The 16285-nt window shown below is 41.1% G+C and carries 13 protein-coding genes and 1 pseudogene; 7 read left to right on the forward strand and 7 right to left on the reverse strand.

Going from position 1 to position 16285, the window contains the following annotated elements:
* Positions 1 to 7: 7 nt before the first annotated feature.
* Genes P2E05_RS08250 through P2E05_RS08265 form a run of 4 tightly spaced genes read left to right on the forward strand, consistent with a single transcriptional unit; the run spans position 8 to position 4939 of the window.
* Entirely contained in the window at positions 8 to 781 is a 774-nt protein-coding gene (locus P2E05_RS08250) for a LamB/YcsF family protein (RefSeq protein WP_272657889.1), read from the forward strand.
* Positions 778 to 1584 (forward strand): putative hydro-lyase, encoded by an 807-nt coding sequence (locus tag P2E05_RS08255; protein WP_163861161.1) that lies wholly within the window; start codon positions 778 to 780, stop codon positions 1582 to 1584. Before P2E05_RS08250 ends, P2E05_RS08255 begins: the two co-directional genes overlap by 4 nt.
* 9 nt (positions 1585 to 1593) lie before the next feature.
* Positions 1594 to 3207, forward strand: a complete 1614-nt coding sequence (locus P2E05_RS08260) for a 5-oxoprolinase/urea amidolyase family protein (RefSeq protein WP_272657890.1) — start codon at positions 1594 to 1596, stop codon at positions 3205 to 3207.
* Positions 3194 to 4939, forward strand: a complete 1746-nt coding sequence (locus P2E05_RS08265) for an acetyl/propionyl/methylcrotonyl-CoA carboxylase subunit alpha (protein ID WP_167520917.1) — start codon at positions 3194 to 3196, stop codon at positions 4937 to 4939. Before P2E05_RS08260 ends, P2E05_RS08265 begins: the two co-directional genes overlap by 14 nt.
* A 46-nt stretch (positions 4940 to 4985) precedes the next feature.
* Here the strand turns inward: P2E05_RS08265 and P2E05_RS08270 are convergent, their stop codons facing one another.
* On the reverse strand, positions 4986 to 5255 hold the full coding sequence (locus tag P2E05_RS08270; protein ID WP_154621934.1) for a hypothetical protein: 270 nt from the start codon (positions 5253 to 5255) through the stop codon (positions 4986 to 4988).
* A gap of 1280 nt (positions 5256 to 6535) precedes the next feature.
* On the opposite strand from P2E05_RS08270, the gene P2E05_RS08275 reads away from it, so the two are divergent.
* A complete protein-coding gene (locus P2E05_RS08275) occupies positions 6536 to 7078 on the forward strand; it encodes a DUF924 family protein (RefSeq protein WP_154621933.1) in 543 nt (180 codons plus the stop codon).
* A 251-nt stretch (positions 7079 to 7329) separates the two neighbouring features.
* Here the strand turns inward: P2E05_RS08275 and P2E05_RS08280 are convergent, their stop codons facing one another.
* From P2E05_RS08280 to P2E05_RS08295, 4 genes and pseudogenes are all read right to left on the reverse strand, one after another.
* The gene (locus P2E05_RS08280) at positions 7330 to 8106 is read right to left on the reverse strand and encodes a dimethyl sulfoxide reductase anchor subunit family protein (RefSeq protein ID WP_154621932.1); all 777 of its coding nucleotides are present in this window, start codon (positions 8104 to 8106) and stop codon (positions 7330 to 7332) included.
* 1 nt (position 8107) lies between these two features.
* Positions 8108 to 8725 (reverse strand): annotated as a pseudogene (locus tag P2E05_RS08285) (DMSO/selenate family reductase complex B subunit).
* A gap of 11 nt (positions 8726 to 8736) precedes the next feature.
* Complete coding sequence (locus P2E05_RS08290) at positions 8737 to 11166, reverse strand: DMSO/selenate family reductase complex A subunit (RefSeq protein ID WP_251464028.1); 2430 nt, start codon at positions 11164 to 11166, stop codon at positions 8737 to 8739.
* 293 nt (positions 11167 to 11459) lie between these two features.
* Positions 11460 to 12725 (reverse strand): mechanosensitive ion channel family protein, encoded by a 1266-nt coding sequence (locus P2E05_RS08295; protein WP_154621930.1) that lies wholly within the window; start codon positions 12723 to 12725, stop codon positions 11460 to 11462.
* 335 nt (positions 12726 to 13060) lie between these two features.
* Between P2E05_RS08295 and P2E05_RS08300 the strand changes: the two genes are divergently transcribed.
* Positions 13061 to 13564 carry an anti-virulence regulator CigR family protein gene (locus P2E05_RS08300; RefSeq protein WP_163861164.1) on the forward strand — a complete coding sequence of 168 codons (504 nt, stop codon included), beginning with the start codon at positions 13061 to 13063 and terminating at the stop codon, positions 13562 to 13564.
* 309 nt (positions 13565 to 13873) lie between these two features.
* On the opposite strand, the gene P2E05_RS08305 is transcribed toward P2E05_RS08300, so the two are convergent.
* Positions 13874 to 14449 (reverse strand): DUF308 domain-containing protein, encoded by a 576-nt coding sequence (locus P2E05_RS08305; RefSeq protein WP_154622390.1) that lies wholly within the window; start codon positions 14447 to 14449, stop codon positions 13874 to 13876.
* 318 nt (positions 14450 to 14767) lie between these two features.
* On the opposite strand from P2E05_RS08305, the gene P2E05_RS08310 reads away from it, so the two are divergent.
* Positions 14768 to 15616, forward strand: coding sequence for a D-amino-acid transaminase (locus tag P2E05_RS08310; RefSeq protein ID WP_154622392.1), 849 nt, complete (start codon positions 14768 to 14770; stop codon positions 15614 to 15616).
* Positions 15617 to 15635: 19 nt separating this feature from the next.
* On the opposite strand, the gene P2E05_RS08315 is transcribed toward P2E05_RS08310, so the two are convergent.
* Positions 15636 to 16217 carry a cysteine hydrolase family protein gene (locus tag P2E05_RS08315; RefSeq protein ID WP_154622389.1) on the reverse strand — a complete coding sequence of 194 codons (582 nt, stop codon included), beginning with the start codon at positions 16215 to 16217 and terminating at the stop codon, positions 15636 to 15638.
* Positions 16218 to 16285: the final 68 nt, after the last annotated feature.

Here is a 16285-nt window from a genome sequence, read left to right on the forward strand (position 1 = left end):
TAGAACAATGAAAAAAATTATCGATTTAAACAGTGATCTCGGGGAAAGTTTTGGCCAATGGCAAATGGGTAATGATAACGCCATGCTGAAAGTGGTTAGCAGCGCCAATGTTGCCTGCGGATTTCATGCTGGCTCTCCTGAAGGGATCTTTAACACGTTAATTGAGGCTAAAGCCAACCATGTTGTAGTTGGTGCTCATGTCGGATATCCAGATTTAGTTGGTTTCGGCCGTCGGAATATGGATATCTCATCGAATGAACTGATTGCAGATGTGATTTATCAAATCGGGGCGCTGAAAGGGTTAGCGGTAGCTGCGGGTTGTCACGTTGATTATGTCAAACCTCATGGTGCACTGTACAACACCATCGCCCATGATAAACGTCAAGGAATGGCAGTTATTGAAGCGATCTGCGCTATTGACCCTCAATTGGTCTTGGTTGCACTTGCTGGCTCACCGTTGATTGAATGGGCGAAAGAAAGTGGGCTTACTGTCGTTGCAGAGGCATTTGCAGATAGAGCGTATCACGCGAATGGTACCTTAGTTTCGCGTAAAGAAGTCGGTTCAGTTCTACATGATCCTGAGCAAGTAGCACAGCGTATGCTGCAATTTGTCAATGAAGGTGGCGTGATGTCGATTGAGGGAACCTTTACACCGATTGATGCAGGTTCGATCTGTGTACATGGCGATAGCCCCGGTGCGCTGGCTATGGCGCAAAAGGTTCGAGAACTGTTGCAACAAAATGGCGTTGAAATTACTGCTTTTGCGGGGAGAGGGCAATGACTAGGTTATTTAAAGCCTCAGAAAAAGCAATCGCCGCGGCGAGAGAAGCAAGGGAGGCGATCCGCCAAGGTTTTGACAAGCCAACAGCAGGTTTAGCGGCAGGTTTGACACAAGCTAATATGATCGCATTACCTCGTGATTGGGCATTTGATTTTTTATTGTATGCCCAGCGTAACCCCAAAAGCTGTCCTGTTTTAGACGTGTGCGAAGCGGGAAGTTGGCAAACAATTTTAGCTGAAGGCGCTGATTTACGAACAGATATCCCACGTTATCGTGTATGGCAAAACGGCAATTTAGTTGATGAAGTAACGGACGCGACCCATATTTATCAGGAACATCCGGACTTAGTAACCTTTTTAATTGGTTGTAGCTTTACCTTTGAAACGTCATTAATGGAAGCGGGGATTGATGTCCGCCATATTACGGATAACACCAATGTACCCATGTATAAAACGAATCGCTTATGCCGCCCAGCAGGGCGTTTACAAGGTGAGCTTGTTGTCTCGATGAGACCTATCTTGGCGGAGCGGGTAGCCGATGCCGTCAGTATTACAGGGCGTTTTCCATCGGTTCATGGCACTCCTGTTCATATCGGGGCGCCTGAACAATTAGGCATCAAAAATATGATGGCACCTGATTTTGGCGACCCAGTCCGTATTGAAAATGGTGAGATCCCCGTATTTTGGGCTTGTGGTGTGACGCCGCAAGCTGCGGTGATGAAATCGGGAGTCCCCTTTGCGCTTAGCCATGCACCGGGACATATGTTTATTACTGATATACCTGATGCTGCCTACCATGTATAGGAGGGGGTAATGCGATTCTTACCGGTCAATTTAAGCGCTTTTATGATCGAGCTACACAGTCTTGAAGAGACGATGGCATTGACTCATTTACTGCGCAATAGGGCACACAAACTGGCAATTGAAGAGATAACACCAGCGGCAAGAACAGTGCTTGTTCGTTTTAATTCAATGCTCACCAATATTGATAAGTTAATTGATCAAATTGGCCGTTTAGACATTTCAGCAACGGAGTTGAAATCGGGGCCGCTAGTGACGATCCCCGTTCATTACAATGGGGAAGATCTTGCTGATGTGGCTGAGTATCTTGGTACATCGATTGAAGATGTCATAAGGAGACATACGGGGAATGAATACCAAGTGGCATTTTGTGGTTTTGCTCCCGGATTTGCTTATATGGTGGCGAAAAATGCACAGTTGAATGTACCTAGAAGGCCATCGCCGAGGATCCGTATTCCAGCCGGCTCAGTGGCATTAGCGGGAGAGTTTAGTAGTGTTTACCCGCAGGCTAGCCCTGGGGGATGGCAGCTCATCGGTGTCACGGAAACGGCTGTTTGGGATTTGTATCGAGAGGAACCCGCGCTGTTAAAACCGGGTTATCGAGTCAATTTTGTTGATGCCGCCAGAGCAGAGACGACTTACAGTTTACCTCAGCCGACTCATCACCATAAAAGTCATGAAAAAATGGTCCTGAGTGATGATTTGACGGTGCTAGCAACAGGCTTACAAACATTAGTACAGGACTATGGACGAATGGGATTGTCGGCTTTGGGGATCTCCGAGTCGGGAGCGATGGATAAAGGGGCATTACGTAGCGCTAACCGCCTTGTTGGGAATGATATTCATGAAGCTGCATTAGAAATCACTCAAGGTGGCTTTAAAGCGCAGGCAAACAGACCTTTATTAGTCGGGGTAACCGGAGCCAGTTGTGATGTTGAAATCACCACAGCGGAAGGGATCCACTATTTTGCGCAGCAATATCAGCCAATTCAACTTGCCAAGGGCGACATTATCCATTTGGGGACGGCGACTAAAGGGGTTCGTAGTTATTTGGCTATACGCGGTGGCATTGAGATGACACCTATTTTAGGAAGTTGTTCTTTCGACACCTTAGCTCAAGTTGGCCCAGCGCCACTCAAGGCGGGGCAGTGCTTAGCCGTGAAAAGCCTTAAGCAGCAAACTGTCATTTCACTCAATGAACTGCCCGTTTTAAATTATCCAAGCGCTCATGAAATTGTTGTATTAGATATTGTTTTAGGTCCTCGAACTGACTGGTTTACACAGCAAGCGGTACGATTATTAACATCGCAATTATGGCAAGTGACTGCGGCATCGAATCGTATCGGTTTGCGATTAGCTGGGGATAAGGGGATCGAGCGCGCTAAACATCAAGAATTACCGAGTGAAGGGACTTGTGTTGGTGCAATTCAAATTCCCGCGAATGGTCAACCGGTCCTATTTTTGAATGATCACCCATTAACGGGGGGCTATCCGGTTATCGGGGCAGTGTGTGAATATCATTTAGACCTAGCGGGTCAAATCCCTGTTAACGCAAAAATACAATTTAATCCAATAAAGGTATTCAACGAATTTGAAGGGAGTCGGGACACTTATGCCTACAATTAATCATAATATTCAACATAAAGTGTTGATCGCGAATCGCGGTGAAATAGCGGTAAGAATTATTCGTGCTTGTCGTGATATGGGGTTTACGTCTGTGGCCGTTTATGCAGATGCAGATATTGCGGCATTACATGTCCAAATGGCGGATGAGGCCTATGGTTTAGCGGGTAATACCCCCACTGACAGCTATCTGGATATGCACAAACTGATTAGGATCGCGAAAAAATCAGGGGCTACGATGGTTCACCCTGGTTATGGATTTCTTTCAGAACGTGCAGAATTTGCACGTGCCGTGCAAGAGAATGGCCTTATCTGGATTGGACCTAATCCAGAAACTATTGAAATATTAGGTGATAAGGTAAAAGCTCGCCAACTTGCCATGCAAGTGGGCGCGCCATTGGTCGCAGGAACAAAAGAGCCAGTGAAAGAGGCGAAGGAAGTCGTGGCGTTTGCTCACGCGAATGGTCTCCCCATTGCTATAAAAGCTGCATTTGGTGGCGGAGGACGAGGTTTAAAAGTGGCATGGCAGATGGAGGAAGTGGAAGAGCTCTACCACTCGGCAGTGAGGGAAGCGACAGCAGCATTTGGACGCGGCGAATGTTTCCTTGAACAATTTCTGCATAATCCTCGCCATATTGAAGCACAAGTGATTGCTGATCAGCATGGCAATGTTGTTGTCGTCGGGACTCGTGATTGTTCTTTACAGCGTCGTAATCAAAAGTTGGTGGAAGAATCGCCAGCGCCTTTTCTTTCGCAAGCGTTACAGCAACAAATCATTCAAGCATCTGTCGATATTTGTGCGAAAGCAAATTATATCGGCGCTGCTACAGTCGAGTTTTTACTTAGCCAAGATGGTAAATTATCTTTCCTTGAAGTGAATACACGTTTACAAGTAGAACACCCTGTGACGGAAGAAACGACAGGTATAGACCTAGTCATTGAACAATTACGTATTGCCCAAGGGTTACCATTAAGCATCAATGAAACACCTAAGCCCAGAGGTCATGCTTTTGAGTTTCGTATCAATGCTGAAGATGCGGGAAATGGTTTTCTACCTACACCGGGCGTGATCCAGCGTTTTGATCCACCATCTGGCCCAGGTGTTCGTTTAGACAGTGGTGTCATGGCAGGATCAACCATACCAAGCACATTTGATTCACTAATGGCGAAATTGATTGTGTTTGGCCGCACACGAGAACAGGCCATTCAGCGTGCTCGCCGTGCTTTAGCCGAATTTACTATTGAAGGTGTAGCATCGGTATTGCCTTTTCATCGCGCAGTGATAGAACAAATGGACTTTTGTGAGCAATTTAACGTGCATACACGTTGGATTGAAACCGAGTTTAGGGTACAAATTCCGCCAGCAAAACGTCAGCTCCCTCAAAATGAGCAGCCGTTAACTCATACTTTTATTGAAATTGATGGTAAACGTTGCCAATTAGGATTGCCCGCACAATTATTAGCAGGGTTATCGTTACAATCTACTGAGCAAGCCTCTACGACAACACAAGCCAATGACAAGCAGGATCATTTGCTGAATGCGCCAATTTCAGGTGTGTTATTTAACTGGTTAGTTGCTGAAGGTGATGAGGTGGCTCAAGGGGAGGTGATTGGCGTGATGGAAGCCATGAAGATGGAGGTTCAGGTAATGGCACACCGTGCAGGTAAATTGAAATATATTGCTAAAAAAGGTGATTATATTAACGCAGATTGTGCCATCGCTGAAATTGCCTAGCTGTTTGGTGGGAGCAAGTTACAACGGGCTCCCACGTTTGCCAATGTTATCGAGAAATACGCGTTGGTAATGAACGTAATGGAGGATTAGGCGCAGGCACACTGTGTTGGTCCTCTTTTTTAATTTCGTCGCTATCTCGATAGACTTCACCACACATAAAGTACAGGTTTGGGCGTTTGGATTCGAGGTAAGATTTACGGCTGATACATTCTTGTTGCGTAAAAATGGTCTCAGTAACAGGTAGCGCATCACATGCATCTGTGCCGCAAGGGCTTACCCATAAGGCCCATCCAATGAGTACCATATGTCCTGCCATTCGAACTGCTCCTCCAACAAGTATGAAAGTAACACTGGGCCACAGCGAGTGGCAGCACTAACGATGACAAATTAACTCACTTGACGGCATCTGTTAGCGACGATAAGTGTAAAAAGCGAGCATCAATTAATAGATTGAACACAAATGTTATCATTGGATTCAGCAAATGTATGTAATGTCGTGAATAATCATTGTAAATTGGCATTAAATAGCAAATCAATAAGTTAAGATTGTAACAAGTAATAATCTCTATTAGAGGCCTATCATTGTTAATATTATGAATTAAAAGGCGTTAATAATGCGTCATTATGTCGTAAAAAAATATTTTTTCAAAATTAGCAATACAAAATAGATGTTATTATCACTATCTAAACAATAAGCATTCTAATTATGATTCAGTTAATGTCACCCCCAAAGACATTTTTGGACTTGGTGTAAGAAAATAAATAGGTAATAGGCTAAATGGAAGGGGATGGATGAAGCGGAGTAGCATTATTCTATAAGATGTTTTTTGCTTATATTCGTTATTGTTGTTCAGCATGTTTGATATCGAAAGTAACAAATATCATGGGATAGTCACAAATTGCGTTCGGTAATGTCTTATTTAGACTGTGTTGAGTATCCACCACTATTATTAACCATTTTTATTTATGATATATCAATAATGTCAAATCTTTTATGGGGAAATGTAAAGTCCACAATAGACGCTCTAAATTAGAATGAAAACCGATAAAGGCAATGGGTTGGATATTAAAATATAGACTTGTCTGTTTTGTTTTAAATAAAGGTTTCTTAAAAAATACTGATGAATTGATAAAGTACTATGACTCATTTTAGCTAGTTGATTAATTGCAACACTATGATAATAATCAATTTCTCAAACGAGAACACCTGGCGCATGTAAATATGGATAACTGAGTTTATAGCCTATACGAATATAATATTGGTTTGGTGTTATTTGTCGTGAAAAATAGCGATGTATTCACTAAATCATTTAACTGTTCATTTTTTAATGAAGGCATCGGTATCTTTTAGGTTAATTTACTTAGGCTATGTGGATTGATAGATTTTAATTATTTTTATTGAATAGCGATAGGAGAACCCTATCAGGCTGATTGATTTATAACCACGATTGGTCGCTAATTTTGGAACCGCTTCGCAAAAACGTAAAATATTTGTCTTATGATTGTTGTTTTAAGAGCTAGCTCATAACAATGATAATGGGTTTTATTTACGATAAAAAATAACTTATCACTACAGAAATTGGGTATCTAACGATTATGAATACCATGGAGAACGTTTTGACATTTTGGTTCGAAGAATCGACACCAAAACAGTGGTTTGAAAAAAGTGCAAAATTTGATGCGGTCATTACCCAACGTTTTGCCGGAACCTTAGAACGTGCGGCAAAAGGCGAACTTGCTTACTGGCGAATTTCTATCCGTGGTCGACTCGCTGAAATTATCGTTCTAGACCAGTTTTCAAGAAATATTTGGCGTGATACGGCAAAAGCGTTTGCACAAGACCAAATGGCTTTAGTGTTAGCTCAAGAAGCGATCAAACAGCCAGACTATAATTTATTGCCTTTATCTCAACGAAAATTCATTCTCATGCCGTTTATGCATTCGGAATCCAGTTTTATTCATCAACAAGCGGTGGAGTTATTTCGAGGATTAGGCGACGACAATACATTGAATTATGAAATGCAGCATAAAGCCATTATTGATCGTTTTGGGCGTTATCCGCATCGTAATGAGATATTAGGGCGGGTATCAACGAAAGAAGAAATTGCATTTTTACAGCAACCTAATTCATCTTTTTAATCATCAATTGTGGTGCTGTGCTTGAGGCTCTCTAACCGCAGTATTAATAGCGTTCGCTTAGCTTCAATTCTGTTTGGGTGAGTGAAATGACTTGGCGGTGATTTGACGTTGATAATCTGTAATTCATACTCAGTGTTACAAAGCTCACAGAATAAAATTGTCAGTGTTATTTTGTATAATGGGCAACGACAAGAGAAAGCCTGCAATTTTGCAGGCTTTCTCTTTAGTGGGAAAACAGGTGTAATGATGAATTACATCGTAATTTGCCACAGGTTATAAAAAGCGATACGCCCAGCAAGTTCTGCAAGTAAAACGGCACCCGCACAGGTTGCGAGAGTCGCTTTTGGGGCACGTTGTTTTAATGCCATGCCGACAAAACCAGCTAATGCGATCACCAGTACAACAACTTGGAATCCCCAAAAACCAGTCTGTTCTGCGCTAAGTGCAGGGCCTGTTTCGGATAAAAAGGCCTGATAACCAGCACGGCTTGCGAAGATAACGACAGCACCGACTAAGAAAGCCGCAATACCTAAACCACGAGCACCGATAGCAATCGCCAAGGCTCCGCCACCGACTAACATGGTCATCCACATTTGTAATGTGGTGTAGCTAGTATTCCAGTTTGCAATGGACGCAATATTATAAACTTGCGGAATTGACCAAACAAAAGCGAGGCCAGAGATCACCGCAGCAATGTTCGCGAGTTCGCGTAACAGCGGTTTTTTATAAAATAATGTGAAAAACAGTGTTGCCGCGGCAAAAGTGACAAAAACGCCACTTAAGAACGCCTCATTACTCATTGGCGAACGACCAACACCGAGTAGCATATTGAAAAAGCGTAGCGGTTGGCCAACGTGTAAGCCACCAATAGCTAATCCAATAATCATCACCACAAATGCGAGAATATTGGCATTTTTCAATTGTTTTTCATCAATAGATCCCATTTTTTTGCTCAAATACGCAAATAAAAATAGACCTGCCGCCGATTGCCCTAGGACGGTGAAAAAGACTAATGGTAATTCATGCATTTTACACCTCCGCTGGGTTTTTGAGTTCGCCACTTTTATCGCCAGATGGTTTGGCATCTTTGTGTGGCTTAATGACGATATTTGGATTAGTCAGGCTTGGGTCTGGCATTGGTGCAATACCGCATTCCGTGCCATGAAGCTCACGAAGGACATTGATATCATCAAAATCCAGCGCTCGTTGTGGGCATGACTCAACACAAACAGGTTTCATACCTTTAGCGACACGCTCGTATCAACCATCACATTTGCTCATCAGCTTTTTCTTCTCGTCATATTGAGGCGCGCCATACGGGCAACGCAATTCGCAATAACGACAGCCAACACAGACGGATTGATCGACAACAACGAGGCCATCTTCTGCACGTTTGTGCATCGCTCCTGTTGGACAACCTTCCACGCAGGTTGGGTTCGAACAGTGGTTACAAGAGATGGATAAATAGTAGCTATAAACATTTTGCTGCCAAATACCATCTTGTTTCTGCCAACTACCACCACCAAATTCGTATACACGACGGAATTTAGGGCCTAAATCGAGATCTTTTTCGTCCTTACAACTGACCTGACACGTTTTACAGCCAGTACATTTTGTGGAGTCAAAATAAAAGCCATACTGTTTCATCAATTAACTCCTTAAGCGCGTTTCACTTCAACAAGGTTAGTATGTTGTGGTGTTCCTTTTGCCAGTGGAGAAGGAACTTGTGAGGTTAGGGTGTTGATACAGCCTCCCGTATCTAATCCCGCTGTATCTAAGGTACGCCATGCACCTTGTGGAACAGCGATAACACCCGGTAATACGCGCTCAGTCACTTTAACTTTAATCTGAATGCGACCACGGTCATTGAATATTTCAGCGACATCACCATTGCTTAATCCACGTTCTTGGGCATCAATAGGGTTGAGCCAGAATTGATGTGGAATAGCTTCACGTAACATCTCAACATTAAAATAGCTTGAGTGAACATGACCTTTATCATGGAAGCCCGTCATTAATAATGGGAATTTTTGTTGGCTACGTTGCTGTTCAACGCCTTCTTTATTGACGCAATATTCCGGAATTGCCGGTATACGCTGGCCTTCTGGAAGTTCCCAATTTTTAACACGCTCTGCTAATTGCTCTGAATAAATTTCAATTTTTCCAGAAGGTGTTTTTAATGGATTTGCGACAGGATCATCACGGAAATCCTTCAGTGCAATGTATTTTGACGTATCGGCAAATTGACGGTCGATAATGCCACCACCATCGGTTTCACTGAACTCAGGTAAATGAGGCATTTTTTCACGGGTTTTGTTGTAGCAATATTCAATCCACTCTTCATAAGTACGACCTTCAGTGAATTGTTCTTTTACTCCCATTTTCTCTGCAATGTCAGCTAATACATCATAGTTAGGGCGGTTTTCCCACAGAGGTTTAATCGCATTTTGCAAACGGACTAAATAGTGATAGGCGCCACTTGCATAGGAGTTATTGATAAGGTCATTTGTCTCAACGGGGGTAACATCCGGCAGCAGCAAATCAGCATATTGTGCCGATGGCGTGTGGTGGTTATCCCAAACTAAGATAAATTCACATTTTGATTCATCAGATAAAATATCGTGGGTTTTATTCAAGTCAGCGTGCTGGTTACCGATCACGTTACTTGAGTAGCACCACATAAATTTGATGTCGTTATTGAGCTTATCTGCCCCTTTGATACCGCCATTTTCAGCAGTTAACTCTTTACCGCGGACAATAGCTTCAGTCCACATAAATGAAGGTAATGTCGCTTTAACAGGGTTTGGTAAAGCGAAACCAGCAACAGGGTAAGCAATACTATTGCCCCAAAGGCCTGTATTGGTACCTGGGCGACCAATATTACCTGACATGATAGGAAGCATCATGATAGAGCGGCAGGCTTGTTCGCCATTTTCAGTACGTTGTAAACCCCAGCCTTGTGAAATCCACGCATGCTTTGAATTACCAATTTCGCGAGCTAATTGGATAATACGTGAAACCGAAATACCGGTTAGCTGACTAGCCCATTCAGGAGTCTTAGCGATGCCATCTGGACCGTTACCAAGGATATAATCCTTGTAAGAACCATTACGTGGTGCGGAAGCGGGCAGTGTGCTTTCATCCCAACCGACACAGTAATTTTTCAAAAATTCTTCATCGGTTAAGCCTTCTTGGATCATGACATAGCCTAGCGCTGCAACTAGTGCAGCATCGGTACCCGGATAGATAGGGATCCATTCTGCGCCAAGTGTGGTCACACTATCAGTACGGCGAGGGTCAATGATGATGACTTTCGCTTTACTCTTGTCTAATGCGTTCAATGTTTCATAGAACTGACCGCCACCAGACATACGTGTTTCAGCAAGGTTATGACCAAACATCACAACGAGGTCTGAGTTTTGGATCTCAGAAAGCAGGGATTCTTCCACACTACCATAAACATATGGTGTGATTTCCATTAACTGAGCATAGGAATAGGTACCGTAGTCACCTAGGAACCCACCCGTCAGGCTGAGAAGACGTTTACATGCCGCACGACCATGCAAGTTAGCCCCTGTTGAACCTGTACCGTATTGGTAATAAATTGCATCGCTGCCATATTTATCAATGGTGTATTTGAGTTTTTCAGCAATGATGGTTGTTGCCTCATCCCAACTGATTTTTTTGAATTTGCCTTCACCGCGTTTACCAACGCGCACCATTGGGTATTTCAGGCGATCAGGATTGTAGGTTTTCCAACGTACTGAACGGCCACGTAAGCATGGGCGAATTTGGTGCTCCCCTAATGTAGAGTCGTCGTACATGGTTTCATTAGAAATACGACTGATAACACCATCCTTAACATGGACTTTGAGTGGACAACGGCTACCACAGTTAACTAAGCAAGCGCTATAACTGATTTTTTCGTTGATTTCATCAGGCATGATTTCTGGTGTTTTTGCTTGAGCAGCAAAAGGTAAGGTGATTGAGCCTGCGACAGCAGCTGCGGTAGCCACTGTTGCGGAAGTTTGAATAAACTCCCTTCTGCTCAGTTCTCCAAAATGAGTATTTTTATTTGTTTTATGCATTGACATTGCCTATATGTAAAGTTCGATATCACTTTCCTATGTATGTTAAAAAAAGTTGTAACAAAGCAACATGACCTACATCAACAATATCCATGATAAATCAAAGGCTATCATGTTTTATCACATTAATATTAAAAGGGTTTTTTCGGCAATTTAGGGAAATATAGCGATTTACATTATCTATCGATATGTATTTATTTATATAATGAGAGGTGCTAAAAGCAGTAAAAGAGGGTATTTTCCCTCTTTTACTGTACTACCAAAGTTGTAATACCATTAGATAAATTAATTAGTTACTCTTGGGTATTTGAATTTGCTATGGTTTGACCAATCGCGCGCATATCTGTACCCGTTGGTGATTGATGAACGCGTAGATCAAATTGTGGCAGGATGGAAAAAATATGGTCAAAAATATCCGATTGAATACGTTCATATTCAACCCATGCCGTTGTGTTCGTAAAGGCATAAATTTCAATCGGCAAGCCATTTGAGTCAGACTCAAGCTGCCTTACCATGATTGTCATCCCTTTATGAATATTCGGATGTGATTTCATATACGCCTCAACATAAGCACGAAATGTACCGATATTGGTCAGCCGGCGTTGATTCAATGGTGTTGCTTTGTCGTCTGGAATCGCAGAGTTGAACACTTGAATCTCAGATATTTTTTGTCCCATATAGGGCTCAAGTAAATTCGCTTTTTCTAAAGCGGTAATTTTTTCAGGTTCAAGAAAATGGATGCTGGTGGTATCTAAACGAATACTACGTTTAATACGGCGACCACCTGATTCAGTCATGCCTTTCCAGTTTTTGAATGAATCCGAAATCAAAGCATAAGTTGGAATTGTGGTAACGGTGTTATCCCAATTGCGAACTTTAACTGTTGTTAGACCAATATCGACGACTGCACCATCAGCGCCATATTTTGGCATTTCAAGCCAATCACCAATGTTCACCATATTATTTGCAGATAGTTGGATACCTGCAACTAACCCCATGATGGGATCCTTAAAGACCAACATCATGACGGCCGTCATTGCACCTAAACCACTAAGTAAGATAAGTGGAGATTTACCGATCAATAATGCAATGATCATGATGGCAATGAGCACGGTAGCGATCAGTTTTATGCTCTGAAAAATGCCTCGTAATGGTAAATGGGCTGTTTTTGCTGCTCGTTGTAAGATACTTAATAAGATATCGAGAATAGAATAAAAGGTGAGCAAACCGAAAAGTAAACACCAAGCCTGTGATGCCACGGTTAATATTTGCTGTGCGGTTGAGCCAGCATGTAGCCATAACACGGCTTGAATATTAACAACAACACCTTGGATAACAAAAGCGATGCGGTTAAATAAATTGAATTGGGTTAATTGGCGCTGCCATCCACTGTCTTTTTTCTGTCCACTTTTCTCGATACGAGGAAGAATAATTTTATGCAAAATAAAATGCAAAACGAGGGCAACGATTAAAATTAAGCCTAAGACCATTAAAAGCGAAGCAATATCGGCATATTCTTGATTAAACTGGCGTACCCAGTCTAGCAGTTGCTGCTGCATGTGCTCTCCTTTTTTATTGACATCAAACGTACAAATAAATGTTTTGGTTAAAGTATTTCACTATAAGTTACGCATAGACAATAACATAAATGTGACTCAATCTCATCTATAGTGGATAAAAAAACTGGGATAGGCAAAAAATTAAGTTGAAAGTACAATTCAATGGATGAAATTAAGTTTTAAATAAAAAAATTATGTATTTAATAGAATATTATAAATTAATAAAAAACATCAATAGCGAATTTACGTATAATTACCTAATATAAGACAATTTCCGATTGTTGAATTTCGAACGACTGATTACTTTAAGCGGGATGATTAGCGGCGGAGTTGCAATGATGGAAAAACTGAAAATGGGAAGATGCACTCTTTCTATCTTATTAATGATAATACCTTATAGCGTTCAGGCAGATGCTCGGAATCACCACTGGGAAGGTCATAGTCATCATCAATATTATGACGATAGACCGCATAAACATAAGTATAAAGAGCATAGAAAACACCCTAATGCGCCTCGTTATTATCCTAATTACGGAATGATAATACCAAGTCCTGCTATACCAGTTTTAAGTGTTAATTTAAATGTTGCGTCGATTAGACCGATTGCAATTGATTATGGAATTACAGGCTATTCACGTTTACCACCTAAAATGGCAAGACAAATTATTGTTGGTCAGCCATTACCTGCTGGTATAGGGAGGCATCATTTACCGAGAGGGTTTGTATCCCAATTACCTGTTTATGAAGGGTATGAATGGCGTATAAGTGGACGCGATTTGCTACTCGTCGCAGTCAGCACAGCGGTTGTGGTTAAAGTGATTCAAGATGTATTTGAATAAAAAAACAGCCTTAAAACAATTTAAGGCTGTATTGCTAAATAATATGCATAGAACGCTAAAGGTGAGGTAATAAAGGCTTTCGTTTTTTACATAAAACGCTTAGCAAGTAATTCAATAACTTCTTGAACGTTGCTAATAAATTCTTTGATGCTATTCATGGAAACTCCAAAAGTTAAAGTGTGATCTAGATCACTTGAATGCATTTTAGCTTTTGGCTGTAGAATGTCAAGCACCTAGCTAAACATTTTTTGAATCTTTAAAAAAAATTTGATATTAGCAGTTTCCAGTTCAATATTTTTGAATTATCAATCACTTACTGCTATTTTTTAGCGCTCCAGCCAGTAGGAATAAATTAAAAGAACTAAACAGTAATTCAATACCAATAAAGAGCGTTAACAATGTGATTGACGTTTGCGCATTACCGCTTAACAGCATGTAGGCAATGATAAAATCGAGAATACCAATTAAAATATTCATCATTCCCGCCGCAGAGCTGAAAAGTTTAGCGCCAACGAAGATACGGATCACACCACCAATTATGAAGAGAATAGCGACAAATACCGCTAAGAATAATAAGCTTTGTAAGGGGTCAGTGATAAAAGCATAGCCTAAGATTAAGTAAGCAATACCTGCAATTAAGCTGAATAAGACAGATACATTTGCATACAGTCGATTGAATACAATATTTAAAATGACGGCTATACCGCTAATCAATAACATAACACCGATCAATGAACTAAATGCGATACCAGAGACAATCGGGTTAGTTATACAGACCACCCCACCAATGAGAAGCAATAAGGCGACCAAATAGATAAGCGTTCTATGACCTTTTAATTGTGAATCTGCAAGATTTTTAAGTTGATTTTGATTGAGATTAAGCATAATAAAATTTCCCCTTAAATCAAATGAGTGGCAACTGTATGGGTCGATTTGAGTTAATATCCAAAATATAGACCATTAGTGTTTAATTCAATAGCTATTTCACAAAAACACTAATCGTGGCTATTGTTAATACTAGCGATTAAGTCCAAATATGATGAGTTAAAGTGGCAAGAATAAAATTGAACAATACAATACTCAAATAATGAGTGGTTAAGTCAATAACTCAAATAATAGTGTTTTTGTAATACTAATGAGTGAAAACAGATATATCGCATCGTGAAACTTGGTATTTATAAGCTTGAAAAGGAAGTAAACATTATGATTACCTACATAAATGGTCAATTTGTGCCAGAAGAACAAGCATCAATATCCGTATTCGACCGTGGTTTCTTGTTTGCTGATGCAGTCTATGAAGTTACCGCTGTTGTTAATGGTCGTTTGGTTGATTTTAAAAATCATATGACACGCTTGCAACGTTCATGTCATGAATTGCAATTAGCTTTACCTTATACAGAAGAGTCGTTATTAAAAATTCACCAACAGATCATTGAAAAAAATAATCTCACTGAAGGGTTAATTTATTTACAACTCACAAGGGGCAATGCTGGACAGCGCAATTTCTTGTTTCCCGATAAAACGATTACACCCACATTAGTGATATTTGCCCAACAAGCTTCGATTATTGATAATCCACGCGCTACAACAGGGATTAGTGTCGTAACATTTGACGATATTCGTTGGCAACGATGCGATATTAAAACCGTTGCTTTGCTGGCGGCATGTTTAGCAAAAGACTATGCGCATTCTCAAGGGGCGGATGATGCACTTTTTGTGTCAAATGGCGATATCACAGAAGGGAGTTCAAGCAACTTTTTTATCATTACACATGAAAATATAATCAAAACTCGTGCTTTAGGTTATGAAATATTACCCGGTATTACGCGGCAAGCAATTTTAACGCTTGCTCGGGAGCAGCATTTAGCTATTGAAGAAGGTACTTTTACTGTTGAAGAGGCAATGGCCGCAAAAGAAGCTTTTATTACTTCATCAACGACATTCGTTTGGCCTGTTATTGAAATTGACGGGCGGAAAGTGGCCGGCGGAAAGCCTGGACCACTAACACACCGGTTGCGTGAAATTTATATACAAAAGATGTTAGTTGTATAAGACATGAAAAAGAGTCCATTCACTTTAGTTTTCCTTGCAGGAAATCGGCTAGGGAGGAAACGGTGACCATTCCTTGTAATGCTTGCATACTTTGATGATGTAGCTCTAATGTTGCTGCGGCGCATAGTTCATCAATGACTGTAACTTGATAACCGAAATCATGAGCTTGGCGAGCACTGCTTTGAATGGTCATCACTGAACTGACCCCACCAAAAATAACATGTTTAATGTTATTTTCTTTTAACCAATGGTTGAGTTGGTTACCTGTAAATGCGCTGACACCTTTTTTTACTATGATGACGTCACGGAGTTGAACATCTAATTTTTCAGCCCAATGGCAGCCAGCAGAGCTTAATTTTAATGCACCGATCGCTTTTGCATGATGGAACATAGGGGAACCCGCTGGGATATCATGATAATCATCCGCAAAGCCCACTTTTACCCAGATAATAGGGATATTATTTTTACGGGCAAAATCGGCGGCTTGATTCGCTCTGTCGATAATATGGCGTTCTTGAGTTTGTGGATAGCTGGTATTTAATAAACCATTTTCGCCAACAATTTCCTGAATTAGGTCGATAATAATGAGTGCTTGGGACATGAGCTTTCCTTTAAACAAATAAGTAAAAAGACTTACAGTGTTTAAGTATAGACTAAACACTGTTTAAG

The organism is Providencia stuartii (assembly GCF_029277985.1).
GTDB lineage: Bacteria > Pseudomonadota > Gammaproteobacteria > Enterobacterales > Enterobacteriaceae > Providencia > Providencia zhejiangensis.